The following is a 19,551-nucleotide window of genomic DNA, read 5'->3' as shown; positions in this document are numbered from 1 at the left end:
GCAGCTACAATGCGCGGCATTCGGTGCGGTCTGTCCTACAGACCAGGTAGCTGAAATCGGCTAAAGGCTTTGTAATTCAAGGCCTGCACTCCGTTCAGCACCTGTCCGCACCTTCGCCACGCCCGGAAGGAGAAACCCATGGGACAGCGTACGCCTCTGTATGACCTTCACCTCGCTCTTGGCGCGAAGATGGTCGATTTTGGCGGTTGGGACATGCCTTTGCATTATGGATCGCAGGTCGAGGAACACCATCAGGTGCGCCGCGATTGCGGTGTCTTCGATGTTTCCCACATGACCGTGATCGATGTCAGCGGCTCCCAGGCCAAAGCCTGGCTCCAGCATTTGCTGGCCAATGATGTCGAACGCCTGCACAGCCCCGGCCGTGCGCAATACAGCACCATGCTCAACGAGCACGGCGGTATCGTCGACGACATGATTGTCTATCGACTCGATGACGGCTATCGCCTGGTGGTCAACGCCTCCACCCGCGATCAGGACATGGCCTGGATGAGCGCTCATCTGGACGGCTTCGACGTGCAGCTCAGTGAGCGTTCGGAGATGGCGATGCTGGCCATTCAGGGCCCTCACGCCCGTCACAAGATTGCCGAACTGGTGAACCAGTCCCGCAGCAACCTGATCCAGCTCCTCAAACCCTTCGAAGGTCAGCCCGACGGTGACTGGTTCATCGCGCGCACCGGCTATACCGGCGAAGACGGGCTGGAGATCATTCTGCCCGCCGATCAGGCCCCCGGCTTCTTCAACGATCTGGTCGGTGCCGGGATTTCCCCGATTGGCCTCGGTGCCCGGGACACCTTGCGCGTCGAAGCGGGCATGAACCTGTACGGTCAGGATATCCAGCAGGACATTTCACCGCTGGCCTCGAACATGGCATGGAGCATCGCCTGGGAACCGGCCAACCGCCAGTTCATCGGCCGTGCGGCCCTGGAAGCTGAGAAGGCGGCGGGTATACAGCACAAACTGGTCGGTCTGGTCCTTGAGGAGCGTGGAGTTTTGCGCGCTCATCAGGTGGTCCGCATCGCCGATGTTGGCGAAGGGGAGATCACCAGTGGTAGTTTCTCTCCTACGCTTAGCAAGTCGATTGCACTGGCGCGCGTGCCGATGGCAACTGCCGACCGCGCTGAAGTGGAAATCCGTGGCAAGTGGTACCCGGTCCGGGTGGTCAAACCGACCTTCGTACGCCACGGTAAAACCTTGATCTAACCTTTTCCGGCGGGCAACGACCGCTGATAATTTTCCTGAGGACACACAACATGAGCGATATCCCTGCCGACCTGCGTTTTGCCGAAAGTCACGAATGGGCACGTCTGGAAGCCGATGGCACCGTCACCGTGGGCATCAGCGATCACGCGCAGGAAGCGCTGGGCGATGTAGTGTTCGTCGAACTGACGGAAGTGGGTAACGTGTTTGCCGCTGGAGATCAGTCCGGCGTCGTTGAGTCGGTCAAGGCTGCTTCCGACATTTACTCCCCGGTTGCCGGTGAAGTGATCGCGGTCAACGACGCGCTGAGCGCTGAGCCTGAGTTGCTCAACTCCGACCCGTACGGCGCGTGGATCTTCAAGATCAAACCAAGCAATGCCGCTGACCTGGAAAAGCTGCTCGATGCTGCCGGCTACAAGGCTGCCATCGGCGAGTAAGTGTTCAGCGTCATCCCAAAGCCCCGACTTGTCGGGGCTTTTTTTGTTGTGCGGATTCCCTTTGTAGGAGCGAGCATGCTCGCGATGGTCGTTAACGATAACGCGGGGGGCCTGACACCCCGCGGCGCTCTCAAGTCCATCGCGAGCATGCTCGCTCCTACAGGGTTCACTGTTGGTAGTGGCTGCTATGCTGTTTTGACCGTGTTGCATCGACGTTGAGCGCCAGTCAAAAGAGAGCCCGTCATGTCCCAGTTGCCGTCCCTGAGCCAGTTACGCGACCCCAATGCCTTTCTTCGCCGCCACCTCGGGCCCGATGCCGCCGAGCAACAGGCGATGCTCGACAGTCTCGGTCTGGGCAGCCGGGTCGAACTGATCGAACAAACGGTACCGCCCGGCATTCGCCTGAATCGTGCGCTGGACTTGCCTCCGGCACTCGATGAAGTAGCGGCGCTGGCAAAGCTGCGCGGCTATGCCGAGCAGAATCAGGTGTGGACCAGCCTGATTGGCATGGGCTATCACGGCACGCTGACGCCGGCCGTCATTCTGCGCAATGTGCTGGAAAATCCTGGTTGGTACACCGCGTACACCCCGTATCAACCGGAGATCGCCCAAGGGCGCCTCGAAGCACTGTTGAATTTTCAGCAGTTGACCATCGACTTGACCGGGCTGGAACTGGCCAACGCCTCGCTGCTGGACGAAGCCACGGCCGCTGCGGAAGCCATGGCCCTGGCCAAGCGGGTCGCCAAGTCCAGAAGCAACCTGTTCTTCGTCGACGAAAACTGCCATCCGCAGACCATTTCCGTGGTGCAGACCCGCGCCGACGGGTTCGGCTTCGAGCTGATCGTCGACGCTGTGGATAACTTGAAGCAGCACCAGGTGTTCGGCGCGCTGCTGCAATACCCCGATACCCATGGCGAAATCCATGACCTGCGGCCGTTGATCGATCACCTGCATGCCCAGCAAGCGCTGGCCTGCGTGGCCACGGACTTGCTCAGCCTGCTGTTGCTGACCCCCCCGGGCGAGTTGGGCGCCGATGTGGTGTTCGGTTCATCCCAGCGTTTCGGCGTGCCCATGGGCTACGGCGGGCCCCACGCAGCATTTTTTGCCAGCCGCGATGAATACAAGCGGGCGATCCCCGGGCGGATCATCGGCGTGTCGAAGGATGCCCGGGGCAACACCGCCCTGCGCATGGCCCTGCAAACCCGCGAGCAACATATTCGTCGGGAAAAGGCCAACTCGAACATTTGTACCGCCCAAGTGCTGCTGGCCAATATCGCCAGTTTTTATGCGGTCTACCACGGTCCGGAAGGACTCAAGCGGATTGCCCAGCGTGTTCATCGGCTGACCTGCATCCTCGCCGCCGGCCTGGAACGCAAGGGTGTCAGTCGCCTTAATAAACACTTTTTCGACACCCTGACGCTGGAGGTCGGCGGCACCCAGACCGCGATCATCGACAGTGCCCGGGCTGCGCAGATCAACCTGCGCATTCTGGGGCGCGGGCAATTGGGCTTGAGCCTGGACGAAACCTGCGATGAGTCCACTGTGGCGAAACTCTTCGATGTGTTTCTCGGAGCCGACCATGGACTGAAGGTCGAGGAACTGGATGCGCAAACCTTGACCGGAGGTATTCCCGAAGGGCTGACACGTACTTCACCCTATCTGCGCCATCCAGTGTTCAGCGCCCATCACAGCGAAACCGAAATGCTGCGCTACCTCAAACAGCTGGAAAACAAGGACCTGGCGCTTAATCAATCGATGATCCCGCTCGGCTCCTGCACCATGAAGCTCAACGCTACGAGCGAGATGATCCCCATTACCTGGCCGCAGTTCGCCAATCTGCATCCGTTCGTACCCAAGGAGCAGGCTGCGGGTTATGCACTGATGATCGAAGAGCTGGAGCGCTGGCTCTGCGCGATTACCGGTTTCGACGCGATTTGCATGCAGCCCAACTCCGGGGCTCAGGGCGAATACGCCGGGTTGCTGGCGATCCGCAAATATCACGAGAGCCGCGACCAGGGTGGGCGGGATGTCTGCCTGATTCCTTCGTCCGCCCACGGCACCAACCCGGCATCGGCGCAAATGGCCGGGATGCGGGTGGTGATCGTCGAGTGTGACGAGGCGGGCAATGTCGACCTGGACGACCTGAAAGAAAAAGCCGCGGCCGCTTCAGACAAGCTTGCCTGCCTGATGGCAACGTATCCTTCGACTCACGGCGTGTATGAGGAAGGCATCAGCGAAATCTGCCAAGTGATCCACCAGCATGGCGGCCAGGTCTACATGGATGGTGCCAACCTCAATGCCCAGGTCGGGTTGGCGCGCCCGGCGGACATCGGCGCCGACGTTTCGCACATGAATCTGCACAAAACTTTCTGTATCCCCCATGGCGGCGGTGGGCCGGGCATGGGGCCGATCGGGGTGCGGGCGCATCTGGCACCGTTCGTGGCCAATCATCCTGTCGTGCCGATCGATGGGCCGCAGCCGCAGAACGGTGCCGTCAGCGCCGCGCCCTGGGGCAGCGCAAGCATTCTACCGATCAGCTGGATGTACATCGCCATGATGGGGCCACAACTGGCGGACGCCAGCGAAGTGGCGATCCTTGCTGCCAACTACCTGGCCCGGCATTTGTCGGGCGCGTTTCCAGTGCTTTACACCGGGCGTAACGAGCGGGTGGCTCACGAATGCATCCTCGACCTGCGTCCACTCAAGGCGCTGACCGGCGTCAGCGAAGAAGACGTCGCCAAGCGGCTGATGGATTACGGCTTCCATGCGCCGACCATGTCGTTTCCCGTGCCGGGGACCTTGATGGTCGAGCCGACCGAAAGTGAATCCAAGGCCGAGCTGGACCGCTTCATCGGCGCGATGCTGAGCATCCGCGCAGAAATCAACGAGGTGCAAAACGGCAACTGGCCTGCCGAAGACAACCCGCTCAAAGGCGCGCCACATACTTTGGCCGATATCACCGGGATCTGGGAGCGGCCGTACAGCATCGAGCAGGCGGTCACGCCGGACGCCCACACCAAGGCTCACAAGTACTGGCCGGTGGTGAACCGGGTGGACAACGTGTACGGCGACCGCAATCTGTTTTGTGCGTGTGTGCCGGTGGATGAATATCGCTGATATCCGGCAGCACACAGCCAGCGTGGGAGGCTGTGTGGAGAGGGGAGGCTTTTTGCTAAGAGGGGGGTGCTTTTTGTGGCGAGGGGGCTTGTGTGGCGAGGGGGCTTGCCCCCGTTGGACTGCGAAGCAGGCCCTGTTTTTTTTGGGGCCGCTGCGCGACCCAACGGGGGCAAGCCCCCTCGCCACACAAGCCCCCTTGCCACACAGCCCGTCGCCACAAAGGCTCGCACCCTTAGTGTGTGTCTCGGGCAATCTATTGGGACGCTACGGCATTCTTCGCAAGGATCGCATTCGCCAGCTCCATGTCCGTGGCCTGCAGCCCCGGATTGTCGGCGCGGACTTTCTGCATCGCCGCTTCCAGGTACGGGCCACGGATGCCGCCGTCGCTGGCGACGAAACTGCCGGCATCGTCCTGGGCTGCGACGATCAGCTTGTGATCCTTGAAGGTCAGGTAGGTCGAGCCGGTCGTTGCACCGGATGAGATGACGTTCTGCCAAAAGCTATCGGCCATCGCCGAGCCGACAGGCAAGGACAGCAGCGCAATGGTAGCGATAGCAAGTTTGAAACGCATAAAGGTGACTCCAGTGATTAACTGCGGCGTTGGATTGCCAATGCGCAATCCAGTTCCGTTGCCGCCTACTCAGCCACCTCGACCAGCAGGATCGCCCCTTGCTGGCCGACCACCCGCACGCGGCTGCCAGTAGCAGCATCCGGTCCGCGGGCCATCCACACACCGTCGGCAACCTTGATTTTGCCGCGACCGTCGACAATCGCTTCGTGCACCACAAAGGTTTTGCCGATCAGTTCCTGACCACGCAGGTTGAGGTTGGGCTGATCGCTGACGCGCACCGCCGTGCGCTGGCGCCGCCACCAGTACAAGGCGGTGGCAATCGAGAGCAGGCCGAACAGCAGAAACTGCAGTTCCCAGGACAGGTCCGGCACGATAAAGGTCAACACCCCCACGGCTGCGGCGGACATGCCGATCCACAGCAGGTAGCCACCAGCACCGAATACTTCAAGAATCAACAGCACCGTGCCCAGCGCCAGCCAGTCCCAGTACGACAAATGCTGCAGAAATGACCACATGACGAGCCTCAGGCTTTCTTGTTGTCGAAGGTGGCCTTGACGATTTCGCCGATGCCGCCGATTGCACCAATCATCGAACTGGCCTCCAGTGGCATCAGGATCACCTTGCTGTTGTTGGCCGAGGACAGCTTGCCCAAGGCATCGATGTACTTCTGCGCCACGAAGTAATTGACCGCCTGGACGTTGCCGCTGGCGATGGCTTCTGACACCACTTTGGTTGCCTGGGCTTCTGCCTCTGCTTGTCGCTCCCGGGCTTCGGACTCGAGGAACGCGGCCTGGCGACTACCCTCGGCTTCGAGGATCTGTGCCTGCTTCTTGCCTTCGGCGGTCAGGATCGCAGCGGCACGCAGGCCTTCGGCTTCAAGGATCTGCGCACGTTTGATACGTTCGGCCTTCATTTGTCCCGACATTGCCGCCATCAGGTCCGCAGGCGGGCTGATGTCCTTGATTTCGATCCGGGTGATCTTGATGCCCCACGGCGCGGTCGCCTCGTCGACGGTGCGCAGCAGCTTTTCGTTGATGCCGTCTCGCTGGCTGAGCATGGCGTCGAGCTCCATGGAGCCGAGCACCGTACGGATATTGGTCTGCAGCAGGTTGCGAATGGCGTGTTCGAGGTTGTTGACCTCGTAGGCGGCCTGGGCGGTGTTGACCACCTGGAAGAAGCACACCGCGTCGATTTGTACCGTGGCGTTATCGGCGGTGATGACTTCCTGTGGCGGAATATCCAGCACACTTTCCATCACATTCATCTTGCGCCCGATGCGGTCCATGACCGGAATGATGATGTTGAGTCCCGGTTTGAGCGTATTGGTGTAGCGCCCGAAACGCTCGACGGTCCATTCAAAGCCCTGGGGCACGACTTTGAAACCCATGAACAGAATGGCGACCACCAGGCCGACAAAAAGTAAAAGAACACTACCGATCTGCATAACGATTCCTTGTTGATGTATGAATCCGTGGAGTTGCAATTGCTCGAGTGTATCGGCGCCGGTCACGGATAAGAACCGTCCCTGCGCAGAATTCAGTTCTGCTCGCTTTGCGGTGTCACTCGCAGCACCTCCTCTACGGTGGTCAAACCAGCCGCAACCTTTTGCGCCCCCGACAAGCGCAAGCTGCGCATGCCCTCCTTGAAGGCCTGGCGCCGCACCGACAGCAAATCGGTGTCGGGATTGATCAGTGCTTTGATGCTATCGCTGAACTGCATGATTTCGTAGACACCGGCGCGACCGCGATAACCGGTATCGCGGCATTCAACGCAGCCGATGGCGCGGTGGGCACTGCCCGGCAGTGGAGCCTGCCAGGGACGGGTCAGGGTCTGCCAGTCCTCTTCACCCAACGCCAGGGGGGCCTTGCAGTGCGGGCACAGCGTTCGTACCAGGCGCTGGGCCATGACGCCGAGTACCGTGGCCTTGATCAGATAATGCGGTACGCCGAGCTCCAGCAGGCGGCTGATGGCGCTTGGCGCGTCGTTGGTGTGCAGGGTCGACAGCACCAGGTGCCCGGTCAGCGCCGCCTGAATGGCCATTTCCGCGGTTTCGAGATCACGGATCTCGCCGATCATGATGATGTCCGGGTCTTGCCGCATCAGCGCGCGTACGCCGGCGGCGAAAGTCAGGTCGATGTTGTGCTGGACCTGCATCTGGTTGAACGCCGACTCGACCATTTCGATCGGGTCTTCGATGGTGCAGAGGTTGACCTCTGGCGTCGCCAGTTTTTTCAGCGTGGTGTAGAGGGTAGTCGTCTTGCCCGAGCCGGTAGGCCCGGTAACCAGAATAATCCCGTGGGGCTGCCGGGTCATGTCCTGCCAGCGACGCAGGTCATCAGCAGAAAAACCCAACTGGTCGAAATCCTTGAGCAGCACTTCAGGATCGAAGATCCGCATGACCATTTTTTCGCCGAAGGCCGTAGGCAGCGTCGACAGGCGCAACTCGACTTCGCCGCCGTGGGGCGTCCTGGTCTTTACGCGGCCATCCTGGGGTTTGCGTTTTTCCGCGACGTTCATGCGCCCAAGGCTTTTCAGGCGGCTGACAATGGCCACTGTCACCTGCGGCGGGAACTGGTAGACATTGTGCAGCACGCCGTCGATGCGAAAGCGTACCGTGCCCTGTTCACGTCGGGGCTCGATGTGGATATCGCTGGCGCGTTGCTGGAAGGCGTACTGGAACAGCCAGTCGACGATGTTGACGATGTGCGCGTCGTTGGCATCCGGCTCCTGGTCGCTGGCGCCGAGGTTGAGCAACTGTTCGAAATTGCCCAGGCTGTTCAACTGCTGATCGGTATTGTTCGCCCCGGTGACCGATTTGGCCAGGCGAAAGAACTCCACACTGAAGCGCTGGATGTCTACCGGGTTGGCCACCACGCGCTTGATCGGCAACTTGAGCACGTGGGTCAGGTCGGCCTCCCATTCGCTGACATAGGGTTGGGCGCTGGCTACCGTTACCGCGTCACGGTCGATGGAGACCGCGAGGATCTTGTGGCGCTGGGCGAAGGCGTAGGACATCAACGGGGTGACGGCCGCGACATTGATTTTCAGCGGGTCGATGCGCAAATACGGCTGGCCGGCTTGCCGGGATAACCACTGGGTCAGGCTTTCGAGGTCCAGGTATTTGTCGGGTCGACTGAGATCGGCCAGATGTTGATTGGCGATGAATTCCAGCGGATGCATCTGGCCATTGGCGGCATGGCGGCGCCGGGCGTTGAGCGCGTGTTCGGCTGAATCCTGGCTGATAAAACCCTGGGCGACCAGCTCGCGCAGTACGTCATTGAGATCCAGCCAGCGGTCCTGAGAGACGAGTTGAACGGACATGCGGGCTCCTTTTGAACAACAGTTCGCCAAGGATAGCCGTGGCCCGGCAGACCGTTGGGCCACTACCCGATGAAGCCGTTTCGGGGTTTTTCAGCCCGCAGCCTGAGCCATTTCAACCCATGTGCAATCAGCCTCTTGCAGATCGACCGAGCAGACGCTGATCAGGTTACGAAGTTTTTCCGCAATGACTTGGGCCCGGTGCCAGCTCAAACCGTCGACGACGATCCCGATGTTCAGCAAATCGCCCTGACGCTGCACATTCACTTGTTGCGGTGTGAGCAACTGCAAGGCGAACAGGTTAAGGGCGCGACACAGCAGGTCCGGCTCGGCTTCGGCCAGCAATTGATAGTGGGCCCGGCAATGGGCATTGCCGGCATTCCAGACATCGGCGCGGGTGTGTGGGGTGTTCACGGCTTCGAGATGCGGCATGTTCAGGGCTCCAGATTCCATGGAGAAATTTTTACATCCGCCGCCGGGTATTTCTTCTCTATGATGGTCTAAAAGGCGCATTTCAAGAATTGTTGAATTCGCTTGTTAGTCAATTCAGGGTTTTTTTATGCAGAGCGAGCTGGACAGCTACGACCGCAAGATCCTCGCGTTGCTGCAGGAAGACGCATCACTTTCCAGCGCACAGATCGCCGAGCAGGTGGGGCTCTCGCAGTCGCCGTGCTGGCGGCGGATTCAGCGGATGAAAGAGGAGGGCATAATCCGTGGCCAGGTAACCTTGCTCGACCGCAAGAAAATCGGCCTGAACACGCAGATTTTCGCGCAAGTCAAACTCAACGCCCACGGGCGTTCGAACTTCACCGAGTTTACCGAGGCGATTCGAGGTTTTCCCGAAGTGCTGGAATGTTACGTGCTGATGGGGGCAGTGGATTTCATGCTGCGCATCGTTGCGGCTGACATCGAGGCGTACGAGCGGTTCTTTTTCGAGAAGCTGTCGCTGGTACCGGGGATTCAGGAGGTGAATTCGATCGTGGCGTTATCGGAGATCAAGTCGACCACCAGTTTACCGGTCTGAGATTCTGCGGCAATTGTGTGGGCCCCATCGCCAGCGGGCTGGCTCCCACATTGGTTTTGTGTACGCCACAAATCCCCTGTGGGAGCCAGCCTGCTGGCGATGGCGGTATTACAGGCGCAGCAGCATTTTCCAGGCGCGATTTTGATAAACAGCAATCGCCTGCTGCTTGCGTGCATCCAGCGATTCATCGGTGATCGGCTCGTTAGCCAGTTGCGCCAACTGTTTCAGCTCGCCAAACAAGCGGTCCATCTCCGGGATTTCCAGCACGGTGCGCGCATGGTGCAGCCAAACCTGAATGCGTTCGATGCGCGGCAGTTGCTCGGCGAGGTCTTCCGGTTGTTGCTGATAACGCTGCAATTGCAGCGAGTTGGCTTCTTCGCCCAGCAGGCGCGGCAGCCAGCTGCCCAGTTGCGCAGCGCCTTGGCGATTGCCACGGGTGTTGCGCTCGGCGGTCCAGGTGCGGGCCAGCAGCCAGCGCGAAGTGGTCAGGGAGAACAGGCCCCAGCGCGGGTCTTGCAGCTCTTCGAGGAACTGCTCCGGCGCGGCTTTGCGCACGTCTTCGTCGTCGACACCGGCTTGTACCAGCGGGCGCCAGTCTTCGAGCAGGGCATCGAGCGCGACACGCAGGTCGTGGGTCGACTGACGTGGAGCGGCTTGCCCGAGGCTGCTGATCAGGGCGCGCATTTCCGCGAGGCTTTCGACCCAATCCTGCAACAAACGCCAGTGACCGTTGAAACGATACTGTTCGGCCAGGCGCTGGCTGCTGCCCAGCAAGTGCCAGCTCAGCGCGGCGAAGGCGTCGTCCAGCGGAGTTTCGGCAGTGATCTGCGGCGCCGGGAGGCTCAGGGAATAGCTGTGGGCGTCGTACAAACGATAACCGCGCTCCGCCTTGCTGATGTCGCACGGCATCAAGGCCAGGGTCTCGGCCAGTTCGGCGGCCAGTTCCAGCAGGGCCGCCGGTTCGCCTTCGCGCAGTTCCAGCTCGAGCTCGCAGATTTCTTCCTTCTGCTTGCCGACGACTACATGCCCCAGGTCCAGCGCGGCTTCGATCACCACTTTGGCCTTGCCACGACCCCAGGCGATTTCGGCGCGCTCGCGGACGAAATCAGTGGTGAAGATCGGCTTGAGGGTTTTTTTGTCCAGGTCGGCCAACGCTTCGGGCCAGCATTCGCCGTCGAGTTTCTTAACGTCGAGCTTGGCTTTGGGCAGGTTCCAGTCGTACTCGTTACGCTCGGACAGACCGGCGATGCTCTGGCCACGGGTCTTGAGCGTCTGAATCACTTCTTCGCCATCGCGGCGCAGGCGCAGGGCAACCTTGGCGCGGGCCAGGTCGCGTTCAGGCGTGTCGAAGTATTGATTCATCAACTCACGGCGTTCCCAGCCACTTTTGTTGCGTTTTTTCAGGAGTGGGTGCTCGCGCAAGGCGGCGAGGGTTTCGCGGCTGACGCGGAGTTTGATTTCGGTTTCTTTCTGCATGGCCGGAAAATCCAGGATCGGGAGCGCAGCCGGGGGAATGTGTGGCTGCCAAGGTCGTGCAGTGTACAGCACTGGCAAAACCTGCGCGCCGCAACGGTTTATTCCTGCCATCGGATGGTTCTATGATGGACCTCAATTCGGGAGCCGGGAGTCAGCGATGCCATTGCCATCCATGAAAGATCAGTTCGCTGCGCTGATCGCTGCACCGTCAGTCAGTTGTACCCAGCCCGGGCTCGATCAATCCAACCGCCCGGTTATCGATCTGTTGGCGACATGGTTGGGTGAGCTGGGTTTTGCCTGCGACATCCAGCAGGTCAATCCCGGCAAATTCAACCTGCTCGCCACTTTCGGCAGCGGTCCTGGGGGCCTGGTGCTGGCCGGGCATAGCGACACCGTGCCGTTCGATGGCGCGCTATGGCAGACCGATCCGTTGAAACTGACCGAAGTCGACGGCCGTTGGGTGGGCTTGGGCAGTTGCGACATGAAGGGTTTTTTTGCCTTGGCTATCGAAGCGGTCATACCGTTGCTCGACCAACCGTTCAAGCAGCCGTTGCTGATTCTCGTCACCTGCGACGAGGAAAGCTCAATGTCTGGCGCCCGGGCGCTGGCAGCCGCGGGTCGTCCCCTGGGGCGCGCGGCGGTGATCGGCGAGCCGACCGGGCTCAAGCCGATTCGCATGCACAAAGGCATCATGATGGAGCGCATCGACATTCTCGGGCAGAGCGGTCACTCCTCCGATCCGCGTCTGGGCCACAGCGCTCTGGAAGCCATGCACGATGCCATCGGTGAACTGCGTGGTCTGCGCCTGTTGTGGCAGCGCGAATTTCGCAATCCGCAGTTCAGTGTGCCGACCCCGACAATGAACTTCGGTTGCATCCATGGCGGCGACAACCCCAACCGCATCTGCGGCCAATGTTCGCTGGAGTTCGATTTGCGGCCGTTGCCGGGCATGGACCCGCAAGCCCTGCGCGCCGAGATCTTGCACAAGCTCAACCCGATTGCCGAGCGCCATCAGGTGAAGATCGATTACGCACCCTTATTCCCTGAAGTTCCGCCCTTCGAGCAGGCCGAGGATGCGCAACTGGTGCGAATTGCTGAAAAGCTCACTGGCCATGCTGCCGAAGCAGTAGCGTTCGGCACCGAAGCACCTTATCTTCAGCGCCTTGGCTGCGAAACGCTGGTGCTTGGTCCGGGTGATATCGCTTGCGCCCACCAGCCGGGGGAATACCTGGAAATGTCACGTTTGCAGCCTACGGTGCATCTATTACGTCAGTTGATTGAACATTACTGCCTGACAGCGACCCCACATAAGCTGTAGGAGCCGGCAAGCCGGCTCCAGCAGGTATAAATTGCCAATGTTGCTACCCGTATTCATGAGGAGACCGCGCGTGTCGCCAAGCCTGTTCCGACGATAACCATCAGCCCGCTGTGCGTTTTCCGCTTCGCCCATTTTTTGGCTGCTATTTGTTACAGGCCCAGGTTCATGCCCGAATACGTTAATTGGCTTCGTCACGCTTCGCCTTACATCAACGCCCACCGCGATTGCACCTTTATCGTCATGCTGCCCGGCGACGGTGTCGAGCATCCGAATTTCGGCAATATCGTCCACGACCTGGTGCTGCTGCACAGCCTGGGCGTGCGGCTGGTACTGGTTCACGGCTCGCGTCCGCAAATTGAAGCGCGCCTGGCTGCTCGCGGCCTGACCCCGCACTACCACCACGGCATGCGCATCACCGATGCCGCGACCCTGGAATGCGTAATCGATGCCGTCGGCCAGTTGCGCATTGCCATCGAAGCGCGGCTGTCCATGGACATGGCTTCATCGCCAATGCAGGGCTCGCGCCTGCGGGTGACCAGCGGCAACCTGGTCACGGCCCGACCGATCGGCGTGCTTGAAGGCGTCGATTATCACCACACCGGCGAAGTGCGCCGGGTCGACCGCAAGGGTATCAACCGCCTGCTCGACGAACGCTCCATCGTGTTGCTGTCGCCCTTGGGTTATTCGCCGACCGGCGAGATCTTCAACCTCGCCTGTGAAGACGTCGCGACCCGCGCGGCTATCGAATTGGGCGCGGACAAGCTGCTGCTGTTCGGCTCCGAGCCGGGCCTGATCGATGAGAACGGGCGTCTGGTTCGCGAGTTGCGTCCGCAGCAAGTGCCGGCGCATCTGCAGCGTCTGGGCAGCAACTATCAGGCGGAACTGCTGGATGCGGCGGCCGAGGCTTGCCGCGGTGGTGTGGCTCGCAGCCATATTGTCAGCTACGCCGAAGACGGCGCGCTGCTGACCGAACTGTTCACCCGCGACGGTGGCGGTACGCTGGTGGCCCAGGAGCAATTCGAGGTGGTGCGCGAAGCGGCCATCGAGGACGTCGGCGGTTTGCTGGATCTGATCAGCCCGCTGGAAGAGCAGGGCATCCTGGTGCGTCGTTCCCGTGAAGTACTGGAGCGCGAAATCGAGCAGTTCAGCGTGGTTGAGCGAGAGGGCATGATCATCGCCTGTGCGGCGTTGTATCAGATTGCCGATTCGGATGCCGGGGAGCTGGCGTGCCTGGCGGTGAACCCGGAGTATCGCCATGGCGGTCGTGGTGATGAGTTGCTGGAGCGCATCGAGACCCGTGCCCGGGCTCAGGGTTTGAAAACCCTGTTCGTCCTCACCACCCGTACTGCGCACTGGTTCCGCGAACGTGGTTTCGTGCCGAGCAGCGTCGAGCGCCTGCCGTCGGCGAGGGCATCGCTGTACAACTACCAGCGTAATTCGAAGATCTTCGAAAAAGCCCTGTAACCGAGTTGGCCCACCTGATCGTTCCCGCGCGTGGGAACGATCACTACTCAGTCACAAACTTCGCACTGACATAGGGCGAATAGTCCGCCAGCACCGTTTCAACCTTCCCTTGTTCCTTCAGGAACTTCGCCGTCTACCAATCGCCTTGGCCATGCCGCCGTCCAGCAGCGCAGTGCTTTGCTGTGCCTTGGCATCCGGAAACGCTGGGGTCGATGCCGGTTTGATAACCAGCCGTGAGACTCCCCGTTTGGACGCCGAAGAAACCGCCGGCGATACACAAACTGTAACAATTGATCCGGATAGTGCGCGTCTGATTGTCATGGGGCCGCCTTTCGGTAAAAGAATTGTTTCCGAATTGCGTGAGCGCTAAACGAACTAAAAAACCACCAATAAATACCATTTAGTAATTAGCTTGCGAGCGGTTCTAGCTCTAGGCCGCAGCGGTTGCGGCGAAGAGCTGAATGCCTAAATGGTCTTAGAAAAGAGCCAGCTAAATCTTTTCAGGTTTATGACACACGCAAGACCTTGCAGTGACCCAAAAGCCGGGCATTAGACGATGGTCGTAGACACACATGGTTACGATTGACTTGTGAGTCACGGTCTGGCGCTAATCGCTCATCTTAGGATTTTCGGGCGTCGACTCGAAACCAGGAACACAACAATTAGAATCCAGAGGAGCTTTACAATGAACAAGTCCACCTTGGCTCTTGCCGTAGCCGTAGGGGTTTTGGCGCAGCAGGCAGGCGCCGCAGGTTTCATCGAAGACAGCAAGGCTTCCGTCAGTTCCCGCACGATGTATTTCAACAACGATAACCGCGAAGGCGGTGCGGATCAGAAAGAGTCTGCCGAAGGCCTGAAGTTTGATTATCTGTCGGGCTTCACTCAGGGTTCTGTTGGTTTTGGTATCGACGCCCAGGCGCTGGTGGGGATCCATCTGGACGGTGGCAAGGGCCATCATCCGGACGCCAACACGTTTTTCCCAAGCGATACCGATGGTTCGGCCGTAGACGAGTGGAGTCGTGCGGCCGCTAACGTCAAGGCTCGCTTCTCGAAAACCGAAGCTCACCTGGGTGGCGCTCTACAGCCAAGCCTGCCGATTCTGGTAGCGAACGACAGTCGCCTGCTGCCACAGACCTTTGACGGTGGCACCATCACGTCGAAGGAAATCGACAACGTAACCTTCAACGCAGGTCAGCTGGAACATGCAGCCGGTCGTGCCTCGTCCAACTCCACCGGCCTGGCCGTCAATGGTGGTACCCAGGACAGCAACCAGTTCCGCTACGCCGGTGCCGACTGGAAGGTCACCAAAGACCTGACCCTGCAGTACTACCATTCGAATCTGAAGGACTACTACAAGCAGGACTTCCTTGGTCTGGTCCATGTGTTCACGATCGATGCCAAACAATCCTTCAAGACGGATATCCGCTATTTCGACAGCGGCTCTGACGGCAAGAACGGCGATCCAGGCTACCGCTTCAACAACAACGGCGGTTACGCCAAGAACCTGGGTGAGGTCGACAACAAGACCTGGAGCGCCATGTTCACCTACACCCTGGGCGGCAACGCGTTCCTGTTGGGCCACCAGCGTGTAAGCGATGACGGTGGTTTCGTCTTCCTGAACCAGGGCAGCGTAGTCGATGGTAGAGGTCGCCCGGAAGGCAACGGTGGCGCCAGCTTCTACTCGTTCACCGACGCCATGGTTAACAGCTTTATCCGTGCCGGTGAAAACACCACGTTCGGTCAGTACTCCTACGACTTTGCGGCACTGGGTGTACCGGGCCTTAAAACCGCGATTGCTTATCTGCACGGTGACAACATCAAGGCAACGAACGGCCGTGGCCCTGATTCGTCCGAGTGGGAACGCGATATGCGCATCGACTACACCATTCAGCAGGGTGCCCTCAAAGGTTTGGGCGTAACGCTGCGTAATGCTGTTTACCGTGGCAGTGAAGTCACCAACAGCCCCGATATAGATCAGACTCGTTTGATCTTCAACTACACCTACAGCTTCCTGTAATCACTGCGTAAAAGAGCCTCGCCTGCTGGCGGGGTTTTTTTACGCGGTTTTTCTTATATTTCCAAAAAGAATATCATTGTTATTTTTTATTCTTTTTAGCTTTTTTATCTTTCGGCCTAAAGTAACGCCGTCCCGGAGTCACGGATGAGTCCTGGATTGTGTCTACTTTACATCTCCCAACACATTGATCGGTTCAGGCATTGGCCAGACGGCCGATACTCGAACTTGCCCTGAATGGGCATATTCCTAACTGGTATGAAGGATTGTTCAATCAATTCTTTTTGGAATTATGAAGCTGTATCCTGCCGCGGCCAAAAGACCGGTTTAGACGGTTGCCGCGAAATATGCGTTTGAGGATCCCGGGCGACAGATCCAGGACCAGAAACACAGAATTAGAAATCAGAGGAGCGAAACATGAACAAATCCACCTTGGCCATGGCTGTGGCTGTGGCCGTTGGGGTTGTGGCCCAACAGGCAGGCGCCGCGGGTTTTATCGAAGACAGCAAGGCAACATTGGGGTTGCGCAACTTCTACATCAACACCGATTACCGTGACGGTACCGGTCCGAACAAAAACGAAGAGTGGGGCCAGGGCTTCGACCTGCGTTTCATCTCCGGCTACACCCAAGGTACCGTCGGCTTCGGTGTCGATGCGATCGGCCTGTTGGGCGTCAAGCTGGATTCGGGTGGCGGCACCAACGGCGCCAGCGGTAACTCGTACGGCGGCACCGTGTTCCCGAGCAAGTCCAACGGCGAAGCGGTTGATGACTTCTCCAGCCTGGGCCTGACTGCCAAAGCCAAGATTTCCCAGACTGAGCTGAAACTGGGCACCCTGCAGCCAAAACTGCCGGTTATCGTGACCAACGACGGTCGACTGCTGCCGCAAACCTGGCAGGGTGGTCAGCTCACCTCCAACGACGTGTTCAAGGATCTGACGCTGATCGGTGGCCAGATCGAGCAGGTCAAAGGGCGTAACTCGAGCAACAACCAACAGTTATCCATTTCCGGCGCCAACGGCCGTAGCGCAGCGGCTCGCGACAGCAACAAATTCATCTATGGCGGCGGTGACTACAAAATCACCAAAGACCTGACCGCCCAGTACTACTATGGCAATCTGGAAGACTTCTACAAGCAGCACTTCCTCGGTCTGGTGCACAACTGGGCTATCGGTCCGGGCATCCTGAAGTCTGACTTGCGCTACTTCAACAGCTCCGACGACGGTGCCAACGGCAGCAACCCGTTGTACTACACCACGGGTAACTACAAAGGCGCAGCCAACGGCAAAGGCAAGGTCGACAACAACCTGTACAGCGGCCTGTTCCTGTACACGGTTGCCGGTCACACCTTCGGTGGTGGTTACCAGGTCAGCAACGGTAGCAGCGACTTCCCGTGGTTGAACCAGGGTGACGGTTCGTCGAACTACACCATCACCGACATGCAAATCCAGAAGTTCGGCCGTGCCGGCGAACGTACCTGGCAAGCACGCTACTCCTACGACTTTGCCAAAGTCGGGGTGCCAGGCCTGACGGCGGGTCTGATTTACCTGCACGGTGACGACATCGATACGGTCAACGCTCGCGGTGGTGAGGCGGCCAGCGGAGCTTCCGAGTGGGAACGCGACCTGAGCGTTGCTTACGTCGTACAGGAAGGCCCGTTGAAGAACCTTGGCGTGGCCTGGAAAAATGCCACCTGGCGCACCGACCTGCCGAACACACGCTCCCAGGACGAAAACCGCGTGATCCTCAGTTACTCGCTCCCGCTGCTGTAATAGCGTTCGGTAACAGCGATAAAAAAGCCCCGCCCGGCATCACGCCGGGCGGGGCTTTTGCGTCTCCAAAGCGGGTTCACCCCCGTAAATCCGCCTTGAAATTCCCTTCTTTACAGCAACTCAAGGCCTTCTCGAACCTTGGGGGCGATGTTCGTCGTGATGCGTGCGTGCGTCCAGTGAACAGATTTTTAATATTCTAATATGATCTAAGTAAATCGATATCTATTCTTTTTAATAGATAAAAAACACAGGCACAGTTGAGTTCATCAAGCACTCACAAGGAGCCGCACCATGAGCCTCAGACTTGGCGATATCGCCCCCGACTTCGAACAGAATTCCAGCGCCGGTATCATCCGCTTCCATCAATGGCTGGGCGATAGCTGGGGCGTGCTGTTTTCCCATCCGGCGGACTTCACGCCAGTGTGCACCACCGAACTCGGCTTCACGGCCAGGCTCAAGGATGAATTTGCCCAGCGTGGAGTCAAGGCCATCGCCTTGTCCGTGGACCCGGTGGAATCCCATCACAGATGGATCGAGGACATTAACGAGACCCAGAACACCCAGGTCAACTTCCCGATCCTCGATGACGCGGACCGCAAGGTCTCGGATCTCTACGACCTGATCCATCCCAACGCCAATGACACCCTGACAGTGCGCTCGCTGTTTGTGATCGATCCGAACAAGAAGGTTCGGCTGACCATCACCTACCCGGCGAGCACTGGTCGTAATTTCAACGAAATCCTGCGGGTGATCGACTCGCTGCAACTCACCGACAACTACAAGGTGGCCACCCCGGCCAACTGGCAAGACGGTGACGAAGTGGTGATCGTGCCATCGCTCAAGGATGAGGATGAAATCAAACAGCGGTTTCCCAAGGGCTATCGGGCGGTGAAGCCATACTTGCGTCTGACGCCGCAGCCGAATCGCTAACTCCTGCTGTAGGAGCCGGCTTGCTGCGATCTTTACAGAGGCGCATCGTCCTGCAGGAGCTGGCGCAGGCTGCGATTTATTCAAGAAGGTAGGCGACTTTCAGGCCGTTTCGACGGCCTTTTTTTTTGCCTGGAGAAAATCGGCCCTTATATCTCTTAAAGGAATAACCAAATGAATAAATATGATTTATGGATATATAAATCAACTGTTAATGTCACTCCATCGAAGCGAGATCGCAAACCGCGAATCGCCAGCACCATTCAAGGAATCGTCTGAATGTTGGTCGTCTCACTTGGTGGCAGTCCCAGTCAACGCTCCCGTTCCGGGGTGCTGCTGGATCGCTCCCGGCGTTGGTTACAAGAGCAGGGCGTGGAAGTGGTGAGTTATCAGGTACGGGACTTCCCCGCTGAAGATTTACTGCACGCACGCTTCGACAGCCCCAAGGTGATCGACCTGCTGCAACAGATTGAAAATGCCGATGGCCTGCTGATCGCCACGCCTGTGTACAAGGCTTCGTTCTCCGGTGCATTGAAGACCGTGCTGGATTTACTGCCTGAACGGGCCTTGAGCCACAAGGTGGTGTTGCCGATGGCGACCGGGGGCAGCATCGCTCACATGCTCGCGGTGGATTACGCGCTCAAACCGGTGCTCTCGGCGCTGAAAGCGCAGGAAATGCTCCACGGTATTTTCGCGGTGGACAGTCAGATCGCTTACGGCGAAGGCAGTGCCCTGGCGCAGTTGGCCCCGGAGCTTGAGCAACGCCTGCAAGAGTCGCTGGAACTGTTTTTAGGCGCCATGGCACGACGGCCCAAGCCGCTCGATCCGAACCTGTTGAATGAACGTTTATTGAGTGCTCGCTGGAGCATTTAAGCCTTACCAAAACCATTGATGTAC

General features: G+C 59.0%; 16 protein-coding genes and 1 pseudogene. 10 read left to right on the top strand and 7 right to left on the bottom strand.

The features are described 5' to 3' along the window. Positions 1-138: 138 nt before the first annotated feature. The 3 genes from gcvT to gcvP all read left to right on the top strand — a co-directional run bounded on the left by gcvT (position 139) and on the right by gcvP (position 4,772). Positions 139-1,221 carry a glycine cleavage system aminomethyltransferase GcvT gene (gene gcvT, locus AC07OG_RS00985; protein WP_060542484.1) on the top strand — a complete coding sequence of 361 codons (1,083 nt, stop codon included), beginning with the start codon at positions 139-141 and terminating at the stop codon, positions 1,219-1,221. Between the two features lie 50 nt (positions 1,222-1,271). Next, a complete protein-coding gene (gene gcvH, locus AC07OG_RS00980) occupies positions 1,272-1,655 on the top strand; it encodes a glycine cleavage system protein GcvH (protein WP_060542483.1) in 384 nt (127 codons plus the stop codon). 243 nt (positions 1,656-1,898) lie between these two features. Then, entirely contained in the window at positions 1,899-4,772 is a 2,874-nt protein-coding gene (gcvP, locus tag AC07OG_RS00975) for an aminomethyl-transferring glycine dehydrogenase (RefSeq protein WP_495066009.1), read from the top strand. A gap of 253 nt (positions 4,773-5,025) precedes the next feature. Here the strand turns inward: gcvP and AC07OG_RS00970 are convergent, their stop codons facing one another. From AC07OG_RS00970 to AC07OG_RS00950, 5 genes are all read right to left on the bottom strand, one after another. Next, positions 5,026-5,343 carry a DUF2388 domain-containing protein gene (locus AC07OG_RS00970; protein ID WP_060542481.1) on the bottom strand — a complete coding sequence of 106 codons (318 nt, stop codon included), beginning with the start codon at positions 5,341-5,343 and terminating at the stop codon, positions 5,026-5,028. A 65-nt stretch (positions 5,344-5,408) separates the two neighbouring features. Continuing rightward, on the bottom strand, positions 5,409-5,858 hold the full coding sequence (locus AC07OG_RS00965; RefSeq protein WP_218423610.1) for an NfeD family protein: 450 nt from the start codon (positions 5,856-5,858) through the stop codon (positions 5,409-5,411). 8 nt (positions 5,859-5,866) lie between these two features. Then, entirely contained in the window at positions 5,867-6,787 is a 921-nt protein-coding gene (locus tag AC07OG_RS00960) for an SPFH domain-containing protein (protein WP_060542479.1), read from the bottom strand. A gap of 92 nt (positions 6,788-6,879) precedes the next feature. Continuing rightward, positions 6,880-8,664: a type IV pilus assembly ATPase TfpB gene (gene tfpB, locus AC07OG_RS00955; protein ID WP_060542478.1), complete on the bottom strand. Its 1,785-nt coding sequence runs from the start codon at positions 8,662-8,664 to the stop codon at positions 6,880-6,882. Between the two features lie 90 nt (positions 8,665-8,754). After that, positions 8,755-9,093 carry an ACT-like domain-containing protein gene (locus AC07OG_RS00950; RefSeq protein ID WP_060542477.1) on the bottom strand — a complete coding sequence of 113 codons (339 nt, stop codon included), beginning with the start codon at positions 9,091-9,093 and terminating at the stop codon, positions 8,755-8,757. 127 nt (positions 9,094-9,220) lie between these two features. Between AC07OG_RS00950 and AC07OG_RS00945 the strand changes: the two genes are divergently transcribed. Next, positions 9,221-9,685 (top strand): Lrp/AsnC family transcriptional regulator, encoded by a 465-nt coding sequence (locus tag AC07OG_RS00945; protein ID WP_060542476.1) that lies wholly within the window; start codon positions 9,221-9,223, stop codon positions 9,683-9,685. 108 nt (positions 9,686-9,793) lie between these two features. Here AC07OG_RS00945 and AC07OG_RS00940 read toward each other — a convergent pair whose 3' ends face one another. Next, positions 9,794-11,161, bottom strand: a complete 1,368-nt coding sequence (locus AC07OG_RS00940) for a CYTH domain-containing protein (RefSeq protein WP_218423612.1) — start codon at positions 11,159-11,161, stop codon at positions 9,794-9,796. Positions 11,162-11,318: 157 nt separating this feature from the next. On the opposite strand from AC07OG_RS00940, the gene argE reads away from it, so the two are divergent. Together argE and argA are read left to right on the top strand one after the other, a co-directional pair. After that, complete coding sequence (gene argE / locus AC07OG_RS00935) at positions 11,319-12,479, top strand: acetylornithine deacetylase (protein WP_495066008.1); 1,161 nt, start codon at positions 11,319-11,321, stop codon at positions 12,477-12,479. Between the two features lie 165 nt (positions 12,480-12,644). Further along, positions 12,645-13,943, top strand: a complete 1,299-nt coding sequence (argA, locus tag AC07OG_RS00930) for an amino-acid N-acetyltransferase (protein WP_060542473.1) — start codon at positions 12,645-12,647, stop codon at positions 13,941-13,943. A 43-nt stretch (positions 13,944-13,986) separates the two neighbouring features. Here argA and tauA read toward each other — a convergent pair. Beyond that, positions 13,987-14,147 (bottom strand): annotated as a pseudogene (tauA, locus tag AC07OG_RS00925) (taurine ABC transporter substrate-binding protein); the annotation flags it as partial. Between the two features lie 481 nt (positions 14,148-14,628). Between tauA and AC07OG_RS00920 the strand changes: the two are divergent. The 4 genes from AC07OG_RS00920 to ssuE all read left to right on the top strand — a co-directional run bounded on the left by AC07OG_RS00920 (position 14,629) and on the right by ssuE (position 19,527). Further along, on the top strand, positions 14,629-15,960 hold the full coding sequence (locus AC07OG_RS00920; RefSeq protein WP_218423614.1) for an OprD family porin: 1,332 nt from the start codon (positions 14,629-14,631) through the stop codon (positions 15,958-15,960). Positions 15,961-16,374: 414 nt separating this feature from the next. Next, positions 16,375-17,727 carry an OprD family porin gene (locus tag AC07OG_RS00915; RefSeq protein ID WP_495066007.1) on the top strand — a complete coding sequence of 451 codons (1,353 nt, stop codon included), beginning with the start codon at positions 16,375-16,377 and terminating at the stop codon, positions 17,725-17,727. A gap of 291 nt (positions 17,728-18,018) precedes the next feature. Continuing rightward, entirely contained in the window at positions 18,019-18,657 is a 639-nt protein-coding gene (locus tag AC07OG_RS00910; protein ID WP_495066006.1) for a peroxiredoxin, read from the top strand. Positions 18,658-18,933: 276 nt separating this feature from the next. After that, positions 18,934-19,527: an NADPH-dependent FMN reductase gene (gene ssuE / locus AC07OG_RS00905; protein WP_495066005.1), complete on the top strand. Its 594-nt coding sequence runs from the start codon at positions 18,934-18,936 to the stop codon at positions 19,525-19,527. The last annotated feature ends 24 nt before the right edge of the window (positions 19,528-19,551 follow it).

This window comes from Pseudomonas sp. GW821-FHT09H03, assembly GCF_059415945.1.
This window is presented reverse-complemented; position numbering and strand designations above follow the sequence as displayed.